This is a genomic window from Deinococcus aquaedulcis (assembly GCF_019693445.1).
In the GTDB taxonomy this organism is placed as follows: domain Bacteria; phylum Deinococcota; class Deinococci; order Deinococcales; family Deinococcaceae; genus Deinococcus; species Deinococcus aquaedulcis.
In genome coordinates, this window is the sequence record NZ_JAHRBL010000003.1 from 136,312 (window position 1) to 151,770 (window position 15,459).

General features: G+C 70.6%; 15 protein-coding genes. 3 read left to right on the top strand and 12 right to left on the bottom strand.

Annotation, left to right across the window (positions count from 1 at the left end; genetic code table 11):
• Window positions 1–73: 73 nt before the first annotated feature.
• From KMW22_RS05535 to hisB, 4 genes are all read right to left on the bottom strand, one after another.
• Window positions 74–691 carry a hypothetical protein gene (locus KMW22_RS05535; RefSeq protein WP_221089039.1) on the bottom strand — a complete coding sequence of 206 codons (618 nt, stop codon included), beginning with the start codon at window positions 689–691 and terminating at the stop codon, window positions 74–76.
• A gap of 149 nt (window positions 692–840) precedes the next feature.
• Complete coding sequence (locus KMW22_RS05540; RefSeq protein WP_221089040.1) at window positions 841–1,878, bottom strand: branched-chain amino acid aminotransferase; 1,038 nt, start codon at window positions 1,876–1,878, stop codon at window positions 841–843.
• A gap of 132 nt (window positions 1,879–2,010) precedes the next feature.
• Window positions 2,011–2,652, bottom strand: a complete 642-nt coding sequence (hisH, locus tag KMW22_RS05545) for an imidazole glycerol phosphate synthase subunit HisH (protein WP_221089041.1) — start codon at window positions 2,650–2,652, stop codon at window positions 2,011–2,013.
• A complete protein-coding gene (gene hisB / locus KMW22_RS05550; protein WP_221089042.1) occupies window positions 2,649–3,236 on the bottom strand; it encodes an imidazoleglycerol-phosphate dehydratase HisB in 588 nt (195 codons plus the stop codon). Before hisB ends, hisH begins: the two co-directional genes overlap by 4 nt.
• Window positions 3,237–3,368: 132 nt before the next feature.
• Between hisB and ddrA the strand changes: the two genes are divergently transcribed.
• Together ddrA and KMW22_RS05560 are read left to right on the top strand one after the other, a co-directional pair.
• Complete coding sequence (gene ddrA / locus KMW22_RS05555; protein ID WP_221089043.1) at window positions 3,369–3,971, top strand: single-stranded DNA-binding protein DdrA; 603 nt, start codon at window positions 3,369–3,371, stop codon at window positions 3,969–3,971.
• A 199-nt stretch (window positions 3,972–4,170) separates the two neighbouring features.
• Window positions 4,171–4,947 carry a methyltransferase domain-containing protein gene (locus KMW22_RS05560; protein WP_221089044.1) on the top strand — a complete coding sequence of 259 codons (777 nt, stop codon included), beginning with the start codon at window positions 4,171–4,173 and terminating at the stop codon, window positions 4,945–4,947.
• Window positions 4,948–5,162: 215 nt separating this feature from the next.
• Here the strand turns inward: KMW22_RS05560 and KMW22_RS05565 are convergent, their stop codons facing one another.
• From KMW22_RS05565 to KMW22_RS05600, 8 genes are all read right to left on the bottom strand, one after another.
• Entirely contained in the window at window positions 5,163–5,663 is a 501-nt protein-coding gene (locus tag KMW22_RS05565; RefSeq protein WP_221089045.1) for a hypothetical protein, read from the bottom strand.
• An 85-nt stretch (window positions 5,664–5,748) separates the two neighbouring features.
• On the bottom strand, window positions 5,749–8,235 hold the full coding sequence (hrpB, locus tag KMW22_RS05570) for an ATP-dependent helicase HrpB (protein ID WP_221089046.1): 2,487 nt from the start codon (window positions 8,233–8,235) through the stop codon (window positions 5,749–5,751).
• A gap of 577 nt (window positions 8,236–8,812) precedes the next feature.
• A complete protein-coding gene (locus tag KMW22_RS05575) occupies window positions 8,813–9,445 on the bottom strand; it encodes an HAD family hydrolase (RefSeq protein ID WP_235692649.1) in 633 nt (210 codons plus the stop codon).
• A gap of 34 nt (window positions 9,446–9,479) precedes the next feature.
• Window positions 9,480–10,475 (bottom strand): NAD(P)/FAD-dependent oxidoreductase, encoded by a 996-nt coding sequence (locus KMW22_RS05580; protein WP_221089048.1) that lies wholly within the window; start codon window positions 10,473–10,475, stop codon window positions 9,480–9,482.
• Window positions 10,472–11,188: an SDR family oxidoreductase gene (locus tag KMW22_RS05585; RefSeq protein WP_221089049.1), complete on the bottom strand. Its 717-nt coding sequence runs from the start codon at window positions 11,186–11,188 to the stop codon at window positions 10,472–10,474. Before KMW22_RS05585 ends, KMW22_RS05580 begins: the two co-directional genes overlap by 4 nt.
• 117 nt (window positions 11,189–11,305) lie before the next feature.
• A complete protein-coding gene (locus KMW22_RS05590; protein ID WP_235692651.1) occupies window positions 11,306–11,677 on the bottom strand; it encodes an inorganic diphosphatase in 372 nt (123 codons plus the stop codon).
• Entirely contained in the window at window positions 11,670–12,386 is a 717-nt protein-coding gene (gene nfi, locus KMW22_RS05595) for a deoxyribonuclease V (protein ID WP_221089050.1), read from the bottom strand. The genes KMW22_RS05590 and nfi overlap by 8 nt, the downstream gene beginning before the upstream one ends.
• Window positions 12,383–14,206, bottom strand: a complete 1,824-nt coding sequence (locus tag KMW22_RS05600) for an N-acetylmuramoyl-L-alanine amidase (RefSeq protein ID WP_221089051.1) — start codon at window positions 14,204–14,206, stop codon at window positions 12,383–12,385. The genes nfi and KMW22_RS05600 overlap by 4 nt, the downstream gene beginning before the upstream one ends.
• 35 nt (window positions 14,207–14,241) lie before the next feature.
• On the opposite strand from KMW22_RS05600, the gene KMW22_RS05605 reads away from it, so the two are divergent.
• The gene (locus KMW22_RS05605) at window positions 14,242–15,408 is read left to right on the top strand and encodes a GTP pyrophosphokinase (protein WP_221089052.1); all 1,167 of its coding nucleotides are present in this window, start codon (window positions 14,242–14,244) and stop codon (window positions 15,406–15,408) included.
• Window positions 15,409–15,459: the final 51 nt, after the last annotated feature.

Sequence of the window (15,459 nt, forward strand, 5' to 3'; positions counted from 1 at the left end):
CGCCACGGGAAAACGTTGCGGGCGCCGCAGTGCAGTCAAGATCTAGTGACGCCTACGGGGTTCAGGCGCCCACTCACGGGAAAGTCAAGGTCTCGCCTGCACTGGTGGTCACCGTCAGCGTGGGCCGCTGTGGATCAGAAACATCCACACGGCAGCTCACGATGCTTTTGGGGGCGGGCACGGCGCCGCCCTGCCTCAGGCAGTCGCCCCCTTTCGCCTTGCCCGCCACGCTGTCGGCGTAGACGCTGAGGTAGGTGTTCATCACGTACGAGCGAGTGGCGGCCTCCTGCGCCTCGCCACGGGCTTCCAACATGCCTGGAATCAGAGAAGTGAAGAGGAACACGGCTTGCAGGCCCACCGAAAGCACCAGATGAACGCCGATGATGCCCCACTTCAGGGGCTGAGCCAGGGCGGGTCTGGCCCAGTCCTGAGCGGCCTCTTTGGCAAACGTGTCGCGGTAGTGCATCAGCAGAAAGGCGGTGACGACCAGGGCAACGACAGTGCCCGCCGTCCCCCACGACTCGGTGAACAGGGAAACCGCGCTGCCCGCCACCAGCCACGCCACATGCAGGGGAATGCGGTTGAGGTAAGTAAACCCCGCCCCAGGCGCAATGAAGGTCAAGAGCAGGCCCAACCAGTAGTTTGGGCGGCGAGCGGGGACAGGCGCAGCGGCCACAGGCAAAGTGGTCATTTCATGAGAATAGATTTAATCTTCTTACTTTTCTCTTTAATCAAGTCCTCTCTGTCATTCAAGCTTTGGCCACCACAGCAACGAGAAAGGTGAGGGGCGCGGCCAGGGTCTCTCCCCCACCGCGCCCCGCCTCCTGCCTCCCGCTGCCCTTACACCCTCACCAACCAGCCTTCCGGCGCCGGGCGGTCACCGTACTGAATTCCCGTCAGCTCGTCATACAGGCGCCGAGTCACCGGGCCGACTTCCGTCTCGCTGTAGAACACGTGGAACGTCTCGCCATGCTGAATCCCGCCAATAGGCGTGATCACGGCCGCCGTGCCGCACGCGCCGGCCTCGCTGTAGCCATCAAGCTGGTCAATGTATACGTCGCCCTCTACCACCTTCAGGCCCAGGCGGTGCTCGGCCAGGTGCAGCAGGCTGTACTTGGTGATGCTGGGCAGGATGCTGGGCGACTTGGGGGTGACGAAGGTGCCGCCGTCCTTGGTGATGGCGAAGAAGTTGGCGGCCCCCACCTCCTCAATCTTGGTGTGGGTGGCGGGGTCCAGGTAAATGGCGTCGGCAAAGTGACGCTCCTTGGCTTCATGACCGGCCAGCAGGCTGGCGGCGTAGTTGCCCCCCACCTTGGCCGCCCCGGTGCCGTGCGGCGCGGCGCGGTCATAACTGGACGTGATGAAGTTGTGCGGCGTCAGCCCGCCCTTGAAATAGGCACCCACCGGAATGGCGAACACGCCGAACAGAAATTCCGATGCCGAGCGCACGCCGATGTTGTCGCCCACCCCGATCACGTAGGGGCGCAGGTACAGCGCGCCGCCCGTGCCGTAGGGGGGAATCCAGTGCTCGTTGGCCTTCACGACCTGCCGGCAGGCCTCAATGAACTGCTCGGTGCTGACTTCAGGCATCAGTACGCGGCGGCAGCTGGCCTGCATGCGGGCGGCGTTCTGGTCGGGGCGGAAGAGGTTCACGCTGCCGTCGGCGGCGCGGTAGGCCTTCAGGCCCTCAAAGCACTGCTGCCCGTAGTGCAGGGCCGTAGAACCCTCGCTGATGTGCAGCACGTTGTCCAGGGTCAGCTGGCCGCTGTCCCACTGCCCACCGCGCCAGTGCGACAGGTAGCGTTCGTCGGTGCGGATGTAGCTGAAGCCCAAGGTCGACCAGTCGAGGTTCACAGGCGGGCGGGTCTGGGTCGTCATGCCCCGATTGTGGACCACGGCGCCGGAACCGGTCCACCAGGAGCGGACAGCAGAAGGGGGGCGCGTGGCTGGCCGCGCGAGCAGGCGCCCATGGGAGTTCGCCTCCCCTGGCCCCAGTTCACTCTCCCCCCTCTACGCGCCGCCTTCCCTCTCCACCACATAGCGCCGGAACCGCTCCAGAATCGCCAGCCCCACGGCCCCGCTCTTTTCCGGGTGAAACTGCGTGGCGTGAACGTTGCCCTGGCTGAGGGCCGCCCAGAACGGCACGCCGTATTCGGTCAGCGCCCCGGCGTCCACTTCCGTCTCAATGGGTACATAGTAGGAGTGCACAAAGTACGCGTAAGCCGGGCAGGCGAGGTCGCGCAGCAGGGGACTGTCGCCCACCTTGTCCAGCGAGTTCCAGCCCATCTGCGGCACCTTCAGGCCCGGCAGGTGCTCGAAGCGGCGCACCGTGCCGGGCACCAGCCCCAGCCCCTGCACCCCGGGCGCTTCCTCGGAGCCGTCCAGTAACATCTGCATCCCCACGCAGATGCCCAGCAGCGGCGTGCCGGCGTTCGCGGCGTCCAACACCGGCTGGCGAAAACCGCTCTCGTCGAACGCTTCCATGACCTGCCGGAAGTGGCCCTGGCCCGGCACCACCACCGCCCGCGCACCGGGCACGTCGGCGGGGTCGGCGCTGACCTTCACCGTCATCCCGGCCCGCTCCAGCGCCTTGGCCGCGCTGCGCACGTTGCCTGCGCCGTAGTCCAGCAGCAACACCTCCGGCGCTCTCACAGGCTCCCCTTGGTGCTGGGCATGGCGTCAGACGTCAGCTCAAGCGCGTCGCGCAGGGCGCGGGCCAGCGCTTTCATCACCGCTTCAATCACGTGGTGGGCCTCGCGCCCGGCCAGCAGGCGCACGTGCAGCGTGATTCCGCCGTGGTTGCACAGGCCACGCAGAAATTCGCGCAGGTGGTAGTGGGTCATGCCGCCCGCCGTGCCCCACACGTCCAGCGTTTCGGGCTCAAAGGCCAGGTGCGCGCGCCCGGACAGGTCCACCACCACATGCGTTAGGGTTTCGTCCATGGGCACGAAGGCGCTGCCGTAGCGCTCAATGCCCTTGCGGTCGCCCAGCGCCTGGGTCAGCGCCTGCCCCAGCGTGATGCCGGTGTCTTCAATCAGGTGGTGGGGCTCAATGTGCAGGTCGCCTTCGGCCTGCACGCTCAGGCCCAGGCGGGCGTGGCGGGCCAGGGCGTCGAGCATATGGTCAAAAAACCCGTGCCCGGTCCGGGGCGGGTCATAGGCGGCAGTCTCAAGGTCCAGGCGAACAGTGATGGTCGTTTCGCTGGTCTGGCGGGTCACGGTGGCCGAGCGGCTCATGGCGAGCATGCTAGAGCGTGAAGGCGCCTCCAGACCGTGGCTTGTCGAGGGGGCGGCAGGCGGCGCCTGGGCAGAACACCCGCCCGCCCATTCTGCCTTGACCGTAATTCTATTCTGTTATAAACTAAATCCATGAAACTGAGCGATGTTCAGAAACGACTCCAGGCCCCGTTTCCCGCTCATATGGTGGCGTGGAAGCCCGGTGTCATCAGCAAAGACCGGAAACGCGCCCTGATGCTGGCCCACATTGACGCCCGCGCGGTGCAAGACCGCCTGGATTCCATCTGCCCCGATGGCTGGAGCTTCGAGGTGGAGGTTGTGCCCGGTACCCGCCTGCCCACCGTGAAGGGCCGCCTGACCGTGCTGGGCGTGACCCGCGAGGACATCGGCGAGGCCCAGGAAGGCGACCTGGGGACCCTGAAGGCTGCGAGCAGTGACGCCCTGAAGCGCTGCGCCGTGCACTTCGGCATTGGCCGCTACCTGTATGACCTGCCCAAGACCTGGGCCGACTGGGACGACGCCAAGCGCGCCCCCACAACCACCCCCGAACTGCCCGACTGGGCCCGCCCCGACCACGAGCGCACCCCTGGCGGCGCCCACCTGATGCAGGCCATGGAGCAGCTGCGTTACGAACTGCCCGAGGACCTGGAACTGCAGCGCGAGGTCTACAAGCACCTGAAGGCCGCCCTGGGCAGCCTGCACCCTGGCTCGCCCCAGACCGGGCGCGCGGCATGATCTGGCGTGGCCGCGAAGGCGACCGCCCCGGCACCCGACAACTGCTGGCCTTTACCCTCTCGCTGTTTCTGCTGATGCTGCTGGGCGGCACTCTGGCCCGCCTGCTCTGAGTCCCGCCCCAGGCGGGATTTTTTTTGCCCTTGCCGTGTTACCACTGAAGTACGGACAACGGAGGACAGCCACCCCTTACGCTGGCCGCATGCCCTGGAACCCCGACCTGTATGACCAGTTCAAGGCCGCCCGCAGCGCCCCGGTGCAGGACCTGCACGCGCTGATTCCAGACAGGCCCTACCGCTGGGTGGTGGACCTGGGCTGCGGTACCGGCGAGCACACGCAGGCCCTGGCCCGCCGCTTCCCCGACGCCGAAGTGACCGGTCTGGACAGCAGCCCCGAGATGCTGGCGCGCGCCGCCGCGCACGACGCCCCCAACGTGCGCTTTGTGCCGGGGAACATCGCGGCGCTTTCAGGCAGCTTTGACCTGATTCACGCCAATGCTTCGCTCCAGTGGCTGCCCGACCACCCAGCGCTGCTCCCCAGGCTGTGGAGCCACCTGAATCCGGGCGGCGTGCTGGCCGTGCAGGTGCCCGCCAACCACGACCACCCCAGCCACCGCCTGCTGAGCGAGACCGCCGCCGATTTTGCAGCGGCGCTGGGCGGCTATACCCGCTTTGGCACCGCGCACGGCGCCTCGCCGGTCCTGAGCCCGGCCGCCTATGCCGAGCATCTGGACGCCCTGGGGGCCCAGGACATCACGGCCCTGAGCAAGGTGTACCCGGTGGTGCTGGACGGCGCTGAAGGCCTGATTGCCTGGACACGCGGCACAGCGCTGGTGCCCTACCTGTCGCGGCTGGACGACGCCACCGGGGCGCGCTTCCTGGCCGCTTACCGGGCGAGGTTGCAGGCCGCCTATCCCGGCGAGCGGCTGTATTACGCCTTTACCCGCGTACTGTTCGTGGCCAGCAAACCGGCGGAGTAAGGCCGGGCGCACTGGTGACAGCTGAAGAGCTCACAGCAGGACCCAGCACGCCTTCCGAGCGAACGGGGTGGGTGACAAGGAACCGGCGCAGGCAAAACTGAGGCGCGCTTGCCCGACCCAAGGCTGGAACATGCTGCTCCTCTCAATGAGCCCACAGCCGGAGGTTATCCCTGCAGGTCAAAGCAGTCCCCTTGCAATGGGCACCCGCGCCCGCCTCAGTCCAGCAGGTCCTTGGGGTCCAGGTTCTGCTCCACCAGTTGCGGGGTCAGCAGCATCACGAGGCGCGACATCTGGCCCGAGCGGTCTTTCACGTTGCCTTCCATGAGGTACAGATTCTTGAACATGCCGTCGCCCAGGCGGTACATGTTCATCACCTCGCCGTCCTTTTTGGCGGCCTTCAGAAAGATCAGCTGCCGCGCGCCCACGAACTCGCCCGCCTTGCCCTTGGGGTTCACCAGCAGAATGGCCCAGTGCTCCGGGCTGCGCTTGGGCATATACATGAACATCAGGGCCTCGGTGGGCACGCCCGCAGGCTGGGCCCACATCTGCATGATCAGCTCCGTGCCCATGCGGCTGTCAATTACAGGCTTGGTCTTGGCCTGCCCGGTGGCGTACGACCACATGGTTTTCGAGTAGTCAGCGGCCTGGGCCAGCCCGGCGGCGCCCAGGGCAGTGGCGGCGAGAGTGGTACGGGAAAAGCGGGCGAGCGTGTTCATCGCCTCCCAGCATGGCAGCCCCCGGCCGGGCATGGGGCCGCAGGTGCGGCCCGCTGGGGGGGGCATGCCCCCAGTGCTGCCCGGCCTAAACGCCGCGCTTTTTGGTGCCCCGCATGGGCGCGTGGTTCCAGGGATCGTCGGGCCAGGGGTGCTTGGGATACCGGCCGCGCAGGTCCTTGCGCACCTCGAAATACGACGAGTTCCAGAACGAGCGCAGATCCTGCGTGACCTGCACCGGGCGCCCGGCCGGCGACAGCAGGTGCAGCAGCACGGGCGTGCGGCCCCCGTTGACGGCCGGCGTCTCGGCCAGCCCAAAGAGTTCCTGCAACTTCACGGCCAGGATGGGCGCCTCGCCGGGGCGGTAGGTCAGGCGAATGCGGCTGCCGGTGGGCACGGTGAGGTGGGTGGGGGCGAGCTCGTCGAGCTGCGCGGGCCGGGGCCACGGCAACAGGGCCTGCAGGGCGGGCAGCAGGTTCAGGCGACCCAGATCCTCACGGGAACGGGCGCTGCCCAGGTGCGGCGCGAGCCACACGTCCAGCGTCGCCAGCAGGCCCGCGTCGGTCAGATCCGGCCAGCTGTCGTCCGGGCGCCAGTGGCGCAGTGACCCCACCCGGTCACGCAGGGCCTGGGCCTCGGGGCCAAAGGTCAGCACGCCCAGGCCCTCCTCCCGCACCGCGCCCAGCAGCGCGGCCCTGCGGGCCTCCTGGGGCAGGTCCCGCAGGGGCCGCGTCTCTAGCACCAGGGCGCCAAAACGCCGCTCCTGCTGCGCCACCAGCGTGCCCGCGCGGCTGTCCCAGCGCACGGCGTCCACCCACGGCGCCCCGGCGCTCAGCACCGCCGGGTCCAGCGGCGCGGCCAGGAAGATCCGCCCCTCGGCCTGCGCGGCGTCCAGGTGGGCCACCGCCAGCGCGCGGGTGCCTGCCAGGGCGTCGCCTTCGGGCAGGGCCGCGCCCTGTCCTCCAGCCAGCAGAAAGCGCCCCCGCCGCAGGCCCGAATGGGCTTCGCGCGCCAGGGCGGCCCGCTCGGGGTAGGCACGCGCCACGAGGGCGCCCACGGCGAAGGGGTCCGGCGCCGCGTCGTCCGGGCGCACGCCCAGCAGGGTGCGCCACTGCCTGGAGAGGCGCTCGATACGTTCCAGCACAGCCACGTCGCCCCCATGGCCCTCCCGGCGGCGCCACGCGCGCAGGGCCGCCACCCGGTCGGTCAGGTCCGCGCCGCTGCCCGGGGGGAGGGGGTCGCGTTCTTCCAGCAGCGCGGCCACATCGGCGGCCAGGGCGGGGGCCTCCTGGCCTGTCAGCAGGTGGGCGAGGCGCGGGTGGGTGGGAAAGTCCAGCAGGCGCTTGCCCTCCGGGGTGATGCGGCCACGGTCGTCCAGGGCGCCCAGGCCCCGCAGCAGCTCGCGGGCCGAGGCCACCCGGCGCTCGGGCGGCAGGTCCAGCCACTGCAGGGCGGCCGGGTCCGTTACGCCCCACTGCGCCAGTTCCAGGGTCAGCGGCGCGAGGTCGGCTTCCAGCAGTTCGGGCGGGCGGGCGGCGGGCAGCAGCGCCTGGGTGCGCTCGCTCCAGAGGCGGTAGGCCACCCCCGGGGCCGTGCGCCCGGCGCGGCCCGCCCGCTGCGCCGCCGCGTCCTGCGTGACCCTGCCCGTGACCATGCGCGAGAGCCCAGTGGCCGGATCGAACTGCGCCCAGCGGCTCTGGCCGCCGTCCACCACCACCCGCACGCCCTCAATGGTCAGCGAGGTCTCCGCGATGCTGGTCGCCAGCACCACCTTGCGCCGCCCCTCTGGGTCCGGGCGCAGGGCGCGTCCCTGCTCGCGCACCGGCAGGTCGCCGTACAGCGGCAACACGGCGGCGTCCACCCCGGACAGCAGGCCCATCGCCCCGCGAATCTCACGCACGCCGGGCAGAAAGGCCAGCACGTCGCCCTCGTGCTCGGCCAGGGCCGCGCGCACCTGCCGGGCCACGGCGTCTTCCACGCGCCCGGTGGGGTCGGCGGCCAGATAGCGCACCTCCACGGGGTAGGCCCGGCCCGCACTCTCGACCAGCGGCGCCCCCAGGCGCCCGGGCAGTGCGGGGTCCAGCGTGGCGCTCATGACCAGCACGCGCAGATCGTCGCGCAGGGCCCCCAGCAGGTCGCGCAGCAGGGCCAGGGCGAGGTCGGCGTTCAGGGAACGTTCGTGAAACTCGTCCAGAATGACCAGCCCCACCCCCGCCAACTCTGGATCGCGCTGCAGCCGCCGCGTCAGGATGCCCTCGGTGACCACTTCCAGCCGGGTGCCGGCCGACACCTGCGCCTCGAAGCGCACCCGGTAGCCCACCGTCTCCCCCACCCGCTCGCCCAACCCTTCCGCCAGCCGCGCCGCCACCGCCCGCGCCGCCACCCGCCGGGGCTGCAGCATGATGATCTTTTGCCCGGCCAGCCACGGTTCGTTCAGCAGGGCCAGGGGCAGGGCGGTGCTCTTGCCGGCGCCGGGGGGGGCCTGGAGAACGACGAGGGGGTGGGTGTGGAGGGCGGTTTGGACGGCGGGAATGACGGTGTGGATGGGGAGGGTGGCGGGGGTCACGGGGGGCATGGTACGGGGGATGGGGAGGGTTCGTGGTGGCTTGCACTGCGCTGCTTGTTTGCCCCACCCCCCAGCCCCCCTACCCCGGAGGGGCAGGGGGGAGCGACGTTAGCACTGGGCAAGAGTTTTTACTGACGTCGGCTGGGGTTGCTCCATTCGTTGACGTGTCCGGCTTCGACGCCATCCTCCGCGTTCGCGCAATGGCCCGCGCCCTTCGGGCACGACGGCCTCGTCTGGACCTGGGCGGTAAGGGGGCAAAGTGTCTTGGTGCGGCCCAGCAGGTTCTACTTTGAAAGGCAAAAGCAGCTCTGGTTCTTACTGCTTTTCAAAAGTAGAACCTCGTGCCCTCAGCGTCCCCACCCTTCACCCCTACGGGGCCAGCAACGGAAGCCGTCGTGCGCGAAGCGCGCGGGCGTACGACGATAGGCGAAGGAATGCCACGGCGTACACAGCGGGGCGAAGCCGGGCCGCCCCACATCGTCAGTCAACGTTTGCCAGCGCAGCGCCGCTCCCCCCGTCCCCTCTGGGGATGGGGGGCTGGGGGGGTGGGGCAAACAAGCAAACGACCCCGCCCAAAAACCCCCCCTCACCCCAACCCCACCACCCCCCACAAATCCTTCAACACCACCTCCGGCACCTCCCCCCCCAACCCATGCCCCGTCGGCAAATACGCCGCCCGCACCCCCACCTGCTGCGGCCCCCACACATCGTTGCGCGGCGAATCCCCCACAAACCACGTCTCTGCCCCCGCCACCCCCAGCCGCGCCAGCGCCAGCTCGTAGATACGCGGGTCCGGCTTGCTCAGCCCCACCGCCTTGCTGATCACCACGTCGTCCACCAGCCCGGTCAGGCCGCAGCGGTCCAGGCAGGCCAGCTGCACCGCTGCCCAGCCGTTGGTGACCACCCCCAGCCGCACCCCCCGCGAGCGCAGTTCACGCAGAACCTCGTGGGCGTGCGGCATGGGCACGGCGTGGGCCATGTGGCCCGAGTAATGGTCCAGCAGGGCCTGGGGATCGTGGGTCAGCCCAAATTCGTTCACCAGCTGGGGCACCACCTCGGTTTTGGACCGGTAGCCGAAATCGTCCAGCTCCACGAACCGCTCGGCGTAGCCGTCTGGCAGGGCAAAGCGCGCGGTGTGCTCGGCCAGCCACGCGCGCAGGGTGGCGGCGCGGTCATGCAAGGTGCCGTCCAGATCAAAGAGAATGGCGCGTGGAGACATAGGCAGCATCTTACACACGATGCTCAGCCGAGGCTCAGGAGGCTTCGCCCTCCCCTTCCGGTTCATCGGGCGATTTGTGGAAGGCCGCGCCCATGTGCCGCACCTCCTCGTGAATCAGGGTGGTGTTCAGCGACACGGCGGCGATCATGCCGCTGGCCGCCGCGCTCATGACGTACTGCGGGGCGCCGGTCATGTCGCCCGCTGCCCACACGCCGCGCACGCTGGTCATGCCGTGTTCGTTGACCACCACGCGGCCCTTGTCGTTCAGTTCGCAGCCCAGGGCGGCGGGCAGGGTGCTGCGCTGCTGCTGGGTGGGGTTCAGGAACAGGGCGTCCAGGCACAGCGAATCAGCGGGGGTGGCCTCCCCTTCCGCCGGGTCCGCCAGCGACGCCCGGAAGCGCACGCGCACGTCCTGCCGCCCACCCAGCCGCAGAATCGGCGCCGTATGTACCGGGATGCCCACGCGGCGCAGATCCTCGCGCTGCTCGTCGGTCAGTTCGTCGGGGCCGTCGGTCAGCAGGGTCACGCGCTGCGACCACGAGCGCACGCTCAGGGCGAGGTGGTGGCCCTCCTGCCCCGAGCCCAGCACGCCCAGCCGGGCGTCCTTGTTGGGCCAGCCGTCGCAGTAGGGGCAGTGGTGCACGGTGGCGCCCCAGCGTTCACGCAGGCCCGGCACGGTGGGCAGCACATCGCGCACGCCGGTGGCAAACAGCACCCGGCGCGCACGCACCCAGCGGCCTTCCAAGCGCAGGGCAAAGCCGTCCGGGGCGGGGGCCACTTCGCGGGCCAGTTCGGGCTGCACCGTGACCGCGTAGGGAGACAGGTCCCCCAGCCCCAGCGTCTTGAGGGTCACGGGCGTGGCGCCGTCGCGGGTAAAGACCCCGTGGGCGGCCTGGGCGCGGACGTTGCGCGGCGGGCCGCCGTCCAGCAGCAGCACCCGGCGCCCGGCGCCTCCCAGCACCAGCGCGGCGTTCAGGCCGGCGGGCCCGGCGCCCACCACCACCGCGTCGTACAGGGCGGCGGCACTCATGCGCCGGCCTCGTGGGGGCGGCTGACCTGAGGCCCGGGGCGCACGCTGAGGTCCGGCAGGGTAGCGTCACGCGGGGCGTTCAGGGCAAAGGCGATGGTGGCCGCCACGGTTTCAGGCTGGATAAACGCCTCTGGGGTGTAGGGGGCCCCCTCCTGCGTGCGGACCTTCTCCTGCATGGGTGTGGCGGTGCGCCCCGGGTATACCGAGGTCACGCGCACGCCGTGCGGCGCCTCTTCTTCACGCAGAGCGTCGGCCAGGGCGCGCAGGGCGAACTTGCTGGCGGCGTAGCTGCCCCAGCCCGCATTGGCCCGCAGGCCCGCGCCGCTGTTCACGAACACCACCACGCCCTGTTCGGCGCGCACGCGGGGCAGCAGCACCCGGGTCAGTTCGGCCGGGGCCACGGTGTTGACGGCCAGCGTCCGGGTCCAGAGATCGTGGGGTTGGTCGGCCACAGCCCCCAGGTCCACCACCCCGGCGTTGTGCACGAGGTTCGTGACCCGACCCAGCCCGCCCAGCGCACCTTCAAAGGTCTCGGGGCGGGTCAGGTCCAGGGGCAGCGGCTGGGCACCCAGTTCGGCACACAGGCGCTCCAGCGCGGCCCCGCCCCGGCCACTCAGGATCAGGTCGTGGGTGGGGGCCAGAGCGTGGGCCAGCGCCGACCCGATGCCCCCGGAAGCGCCAGTGATGAGCGTGACGGGCCGGTGTGTGGTCATGGGGCTGACCTTATCTCACCTTCGGCAAAACCGTTTACGGTCGAGTCCAGGTGAAACGAGCGGGGACTGGCCGGGCTCCGGGCGCAGGGGGCCCACCGGGGGCCTGGGCCAGTGCGGTCAAGGGCCAGAGGGCGCCGGGCTGGCTTCAGGCCGCACCAGCCGCGTGTGGAAATACTGTTCCTGAAACCGGATGATGGTGGCAATCGCGTCGTCACTCCAGTGGGTGCCGTCGCGCGCCACCACCAGCTTGTCCTCGGCGTCGTTCAGGCGCTCAATCACCGCGATCACCTCGCCCTCGGCCTCGGGCACGGCCGCGTCCCAGCCCAGCAGGTAGGCGTCCACCGGCTGGCCGTCGCCGCTACAGGTGCCGGGCAGTTCGCCGTAATTCACCGGGTAGCGCAGGTCCGGGTGGCGTGGGTGCACCGAGCCCAGCGGGCGGTCCACCACCACCCGCACCCGCTGGCCCAGATAGGCGCGCAGATCACGCATGGGGGACCTCAGCCAGGGCGCGCCGCACCAGACCGTCCGCCGCGCGGGTGGTCTCGGGCAGGCGGTACCGGGGGCTCAGGCGCAGCACCCAGGCCAGGGCGGTGGGCAACGACACCCGGTGCCCCACCGACACGTAGACGGGCCGCACGCCGCTCTGGGTGCGCAGCGCCGCGCCGAGCACCTCGGGGCCGTCCAGCAGCGGGGTCCACTCACCCCGGGGGAGGCCCGGCGCTGTGTCCTCACCCGTCAGGCGCGTTTTGCCGCAGCCGATGGTGGGGATGTTCAGCGCCAGCCCCAGATGACAGGCCAGCCCGAACCGGCGCGGGTGGGCAACACCATGCCCGTCGCAGACGATCAGGTCCGGTCGGCGGCTCAGGGCCTGCACCGCCCGCGCTACCGGCGAGCATTCCCGGAAGGAAAAGAGGCCCGGCACATACGGAAAGCGCGCGTGGTCCCGGACGGTGACCTCCTCCAGCACCGTCAACGAGGTGGCGTCCAGCAGCACGGCGGCGGCCACCAGCTCACCGCTGGACTCGTGGTAAGCCACGTCCACGCCGGCCACGGTCGTGACCGGGCCCAGGGCATCGCTGGCCACGACCTGTCCCGCCCAGCGGCGCTGCAGCGCCTCGGCCGCCTGCGCGCTGGCCGGGACCTGCAGCAGAGCAGCGGGGTCCAGCGGCGCCCCGGTCATGGGCTGATCGCCTCTCATCTCGCCGCCTCAGCCTGAAACAGGTCGGCCACCCCCTGGGCGATGGCCTGGGCCATGCGCTCCTGGCCGTCGGGGCTGTGCAGCAGGCGCAGGTTACCGGGATCGGTCAGGTAGCCCAGTTCCACCAGCACACTGGGCTGGGTGGTGGGGCGCGTCAGGGCAAGGTCGGCGCCGGGTTTCAGGCCCGCCCCCGGGCCCAGGTCCGGCAACCGGGCGCGCAGGGCCGCCAGCAAGGCCGCCGCCAGAGGCTGCGCCTGCGGGTGTGAAAAGTACACCTCCGGGCCCCGGATCCCGCGCGGGTCGCGGCCATCGGGCAGGGCGTTGGCGTGAATCGAGATCAGCAGGTCGCTGCCCGCCGCCTCAGCACTCAGGCCCCGTTCCACCAGCCCCAGGGTCACGTCCCCCGTGCGGGTGAGGTTCACGGTGGCCCCCTGGGCGCGCAGCAATTCGGCGGCGCGCAGGGCGATGGGCAGCACCAACCCCTTTTCGGGCACGCGCAGGCTGCCCGCTCCGCCGTTCTGGCTGCCGCCGTGCCCCGGGTCCAGGGTGATCACGCGCCCGGCCAGGGGCCGCGCCGGGTCCACAGTGGGCGGCGGGCGCAGGGTCAGGCGCAGGTCTTCCCCCTCTGGGTTGGCGGTAAAACCCCACAGTGGCGCGGCCAGCACGGCGCTGACCTGGGTGATCAGCCCACCGGCCAGCGATTGCACTTCCAGCCGCTCCAGCGGCCAGGGCAGCGGCCCCGCCGGAGGCGTGAAAGGCGCGGCTGTCTGGCCATACACAGTCAGCGTAACCCGCCGCGCCGAGGGCTGTTCCACGGTGAAAGGTGGCCGCGCGGCCCCGATGGGCAGGCGCAGCACGACTTCGGGGGCGGGCAGGGCTGCAGGGCCCTGGGCTGGCGCCAGGGGCCCCGCTGCCGGTTCCGTGTCCACCGCCATCGGCCCCCCTGTGGGGGCAGGGGGCGTGCCGTCCAGCGGCGTCACCTGGGCGGCCGTCACCAGCGCGCCCACGCCGGGGGCCAGCCGCACGCGCAGGTCCGGGCCCACGCGGCCCACGGCGCGGAAGGTCATGTCCTCGCGCGGGTACAGCAGCGGCTGGCCGTTCAAGGTGGTCAGGCGGGTGCCCGCCGCGTTCACGCCCAGGCCTGGCACGCTGCCGGGGGGCTGCACCACCGTGCGGGCGGTGCCCGGCGCGCTACTCAGCCGGCCAGGGGCCGTCGCGCTCACCGTGCGGCCGTCGCGCCCGCGCAGGCTGACAGTCACGGGGGCGGCCCTCAGCACCGCGCCGGTGGGCAGGGTGTAGGCGCCGCTGTACACGCCGGCCGGGCCCTCGGTCAGGGGCTGCGCGGGGCCGCCCGCCACCCGGAAGGTGGCCTGCCCGCCCGGCGAGCCCTGAAAGCGCACCGGCACGCGGCGCTCGGCGGGGGTGTCGCCGGCCGGGTCCCAGAATTCGGTGGGCTGCGCGGGCTGCACGCTGGCGCGCGCGATGGCGGTGGGCACAGCCGGCAGGCTGGCGGGCACCGTGCGGGTGACGGTCAGCACCCGCGACACACTCTGGCCGCCCTGGCGCGCCACCAGCCGCAGGGCGTTGGCCCCGGCCTTCAGCGGCCACCAGGTGATGAACAGGCCGTCCGGGCCGGTGGGCACCGCCACGCCGCTGACGGTCAGGGCCGCGCCGGGGCTCACGCTGCCTTCCAAGATCACATGGTCGAAGGCCACCCGGTGGCCGTCCGGGGGGTAGGCCACGTACACGCTGGGCGCGGCCTGCGCGCTGGACAGGGCCAGCGCGGCACCCAGAACAAGGCAGGGCAGAGAAACGCGCATGCCCCCCGGGATAGCACGGCGTATGCTGCGGGGCGATGAGTGAAGGGCTGCTGGCCGCATATGAAGCCCAGTTGCCTGCCTTCGAGGGCCTGCGGGAGGCAGCAGTGGCGCACACCACCCGGTTGATTGCCGAGGCCGGGCTCAACATTCACCACATCACGGCCCGCGTGAAAAAACGCCCCAGCCTGGAAGACAAGCTGCGGCGCAAGCCTGGGCGCTACGCCAGCCTCTCGGACGTCACGGACCTTGTGGCCGTGCGCGTGATCACCTATTTCGAGTCCGATGTGGGGCTGGTGTCGCGCCTGCTGGAAGAACACCACACCCTGGACTGGGAAAACTCCATTGACAAGAGCAAGATGCACGACCCGGACCGCTTCGGCTATATGGGCGTGCATTACGTGGTGGAGGTCACGCCGCAGACGCCGGACCTGTCGGCGTACGCGGGCTACAAGTTCGAGGTGCAGATCCGCTCCATCCTGCAGCACGCCTGGGCCGAAATTGAGCACGACCTGGGGTACAAGAACCGCGAGGCCATTCCGCGCGAGGTGCAGCGGCGCTTTTACCGGCTGGCGGGCCTGCTGGAAATGGCCGACGAGGAATTCATGGCACTGCACCGCCTGTCGCGCGATTATGCCGAGACGCTGCCCCAGCGCGTGCAGGAGGCCCCCGACAGCGTGCTCATTGACGCCGCCAGCATGTCCCACCTGCTGGCCACACCCCCCGTGCGTGACCTGGACGCCGAGGTGGCGCGGGAACTGAACGTGCCGCTGCTGACCGGCTGGAACGACCCCGAGCGCCCGCAGCGACTGGCCAAGTTGCTGCACTACGTGGGCGTGCATTCGGTGGGGGCGCTGCACAAGGAATTGCGGCGCCACCAGCGCGAGGTGGTGTGCCTCGCCTCGGTGCTGATGCCGGCGCTGCGGGTGGCCTGGACCCCGGCGGGCGGCGCGCGCCCCGGCACCAGCGTGGTGCACTACGCGCTGCTGCGCGCCTGCATGAACCCGGCCCTGAACCCCCATGAAATCGTGACCCTGCTGGACCTGCGCGGGGTGCTCAGCAGCGAAGAGCTGGTGCAGGCGGTGCAGGACGCCTACGCCCAGACCTGCAATCCCAAGGCGGCGCTGCCAGCCCCTATGTCAGGCCCTCCTGAAGGTGAGCCGCGTACTCCCCCCACGGCCGGGGGCAGCCTGACGAGCGACTGACACAGCAGGCGCACCCTGAAGGCGACGGAAGAGGACACGCGCCGACCGTCC

Excerpts from the sequence above, each read along its gene's own strand:
- KMW22_RS05535 (WP_221089039.1), bottom strand. The coding sequence starts at position 691 with ATGACCACTTTGCCTGTGGCCGCTGCGCCTGTCCCCGCTCGCCGCCCA.
- KMW22_RS05540 (WP_221089040.1), bottom strand. The coding sequence starts at position 1,878 with ATGACGACCCAGACCCGCCCGCCTGTGAACCTCGACTGGTCGACCTTG.
- hisB (WP_221089042.1), bottom strand. The coding sequence starts at position 3,236 with ATGAGCCGCTCGGCCACCGTGACCCGCCAGACCAGCGAAACGACCATC.
- ddrA (WP_221089043.1), top strand. The coding sequence starts at position 3,369 with ATGAAACTGAGCGATGTTCAGAAACGACTCCAGGCCCCGTTTCCCGCT.
- KMW22_RS05560 (WP_221089044.1), top strand. The coding sequence starts at position 4,171 with ATGCCCTGGAACCCCGACCTGTATGACCAGTTCAAGGCCGCCCGCAGC.
- KMW22_RS05565 (WP_221089045.1), bottom strand. The coding sequence starts at position 5,663 with ATGAACACGCTCGCCCGCTTTTCCCGTACCACTCTCGCCGCCACTGCC.
- hrpB (WP_221089046.1), bottom strand. The coding sequence starts at position 8,235 with ATGCCCCCCGTGACCCCCGCCACCCTCCCCATCCACACCGTCATTCCC.
- KMW22_RS05575 (WP_235692649.1), bottom strand. The coding sequence starts at position 9,445 with ATGTCTCCACGCGCCATTCTCTTTGATCTGGACGGCACCTTGCATGAC.
- KMW22_RS05580 (WP_221089048.1), bottom strand. The coding sequence starts at position 10,475 with ATGAGTGCCGCCGCCCTGTACGACGCGGTGGTGGTGGGCGCCGGGCCC.
- KMW22_RS05585 (WP_221089049.1), bottom strand. The coding sequence starts at position 11,188 with ATGACCACACACCGGCCCGTCACGCTCATCACTGGCGCTTCCGGGGGC.
- KMW22_RS05590 (WP_235692651.1), bottom strand. The coding sequence starts at position 11,677 with ATGCGTGATCTGCGCGCCTATCTGGGCCAGCGGGTGCGGGTGGTGGTG.
- nfi (WP_221089050.1), bottom strand. The coding sequence starts at position 12,386 with ATGAGAGGCGATCAGCCCATGACCGGGGCGCCGCTGGACCCCGCTGCT.
- KMW22_RS05600 (WP_221089051.1), bottom strand. The coding sequence starts at position 14,206 with ATGCGCGTTTCTCTGCCCTGCCTTGTTCTGGGTGCCGCGCTGGCCCTG.
- KMW22_RS05605 (WP_221089052.1), top strand. The coding sequence starts at position 14,242 with ATGAGTGAAGGGCTGCTGGCCGCATATGAAGCCCAGTTGCCTGCCTTC.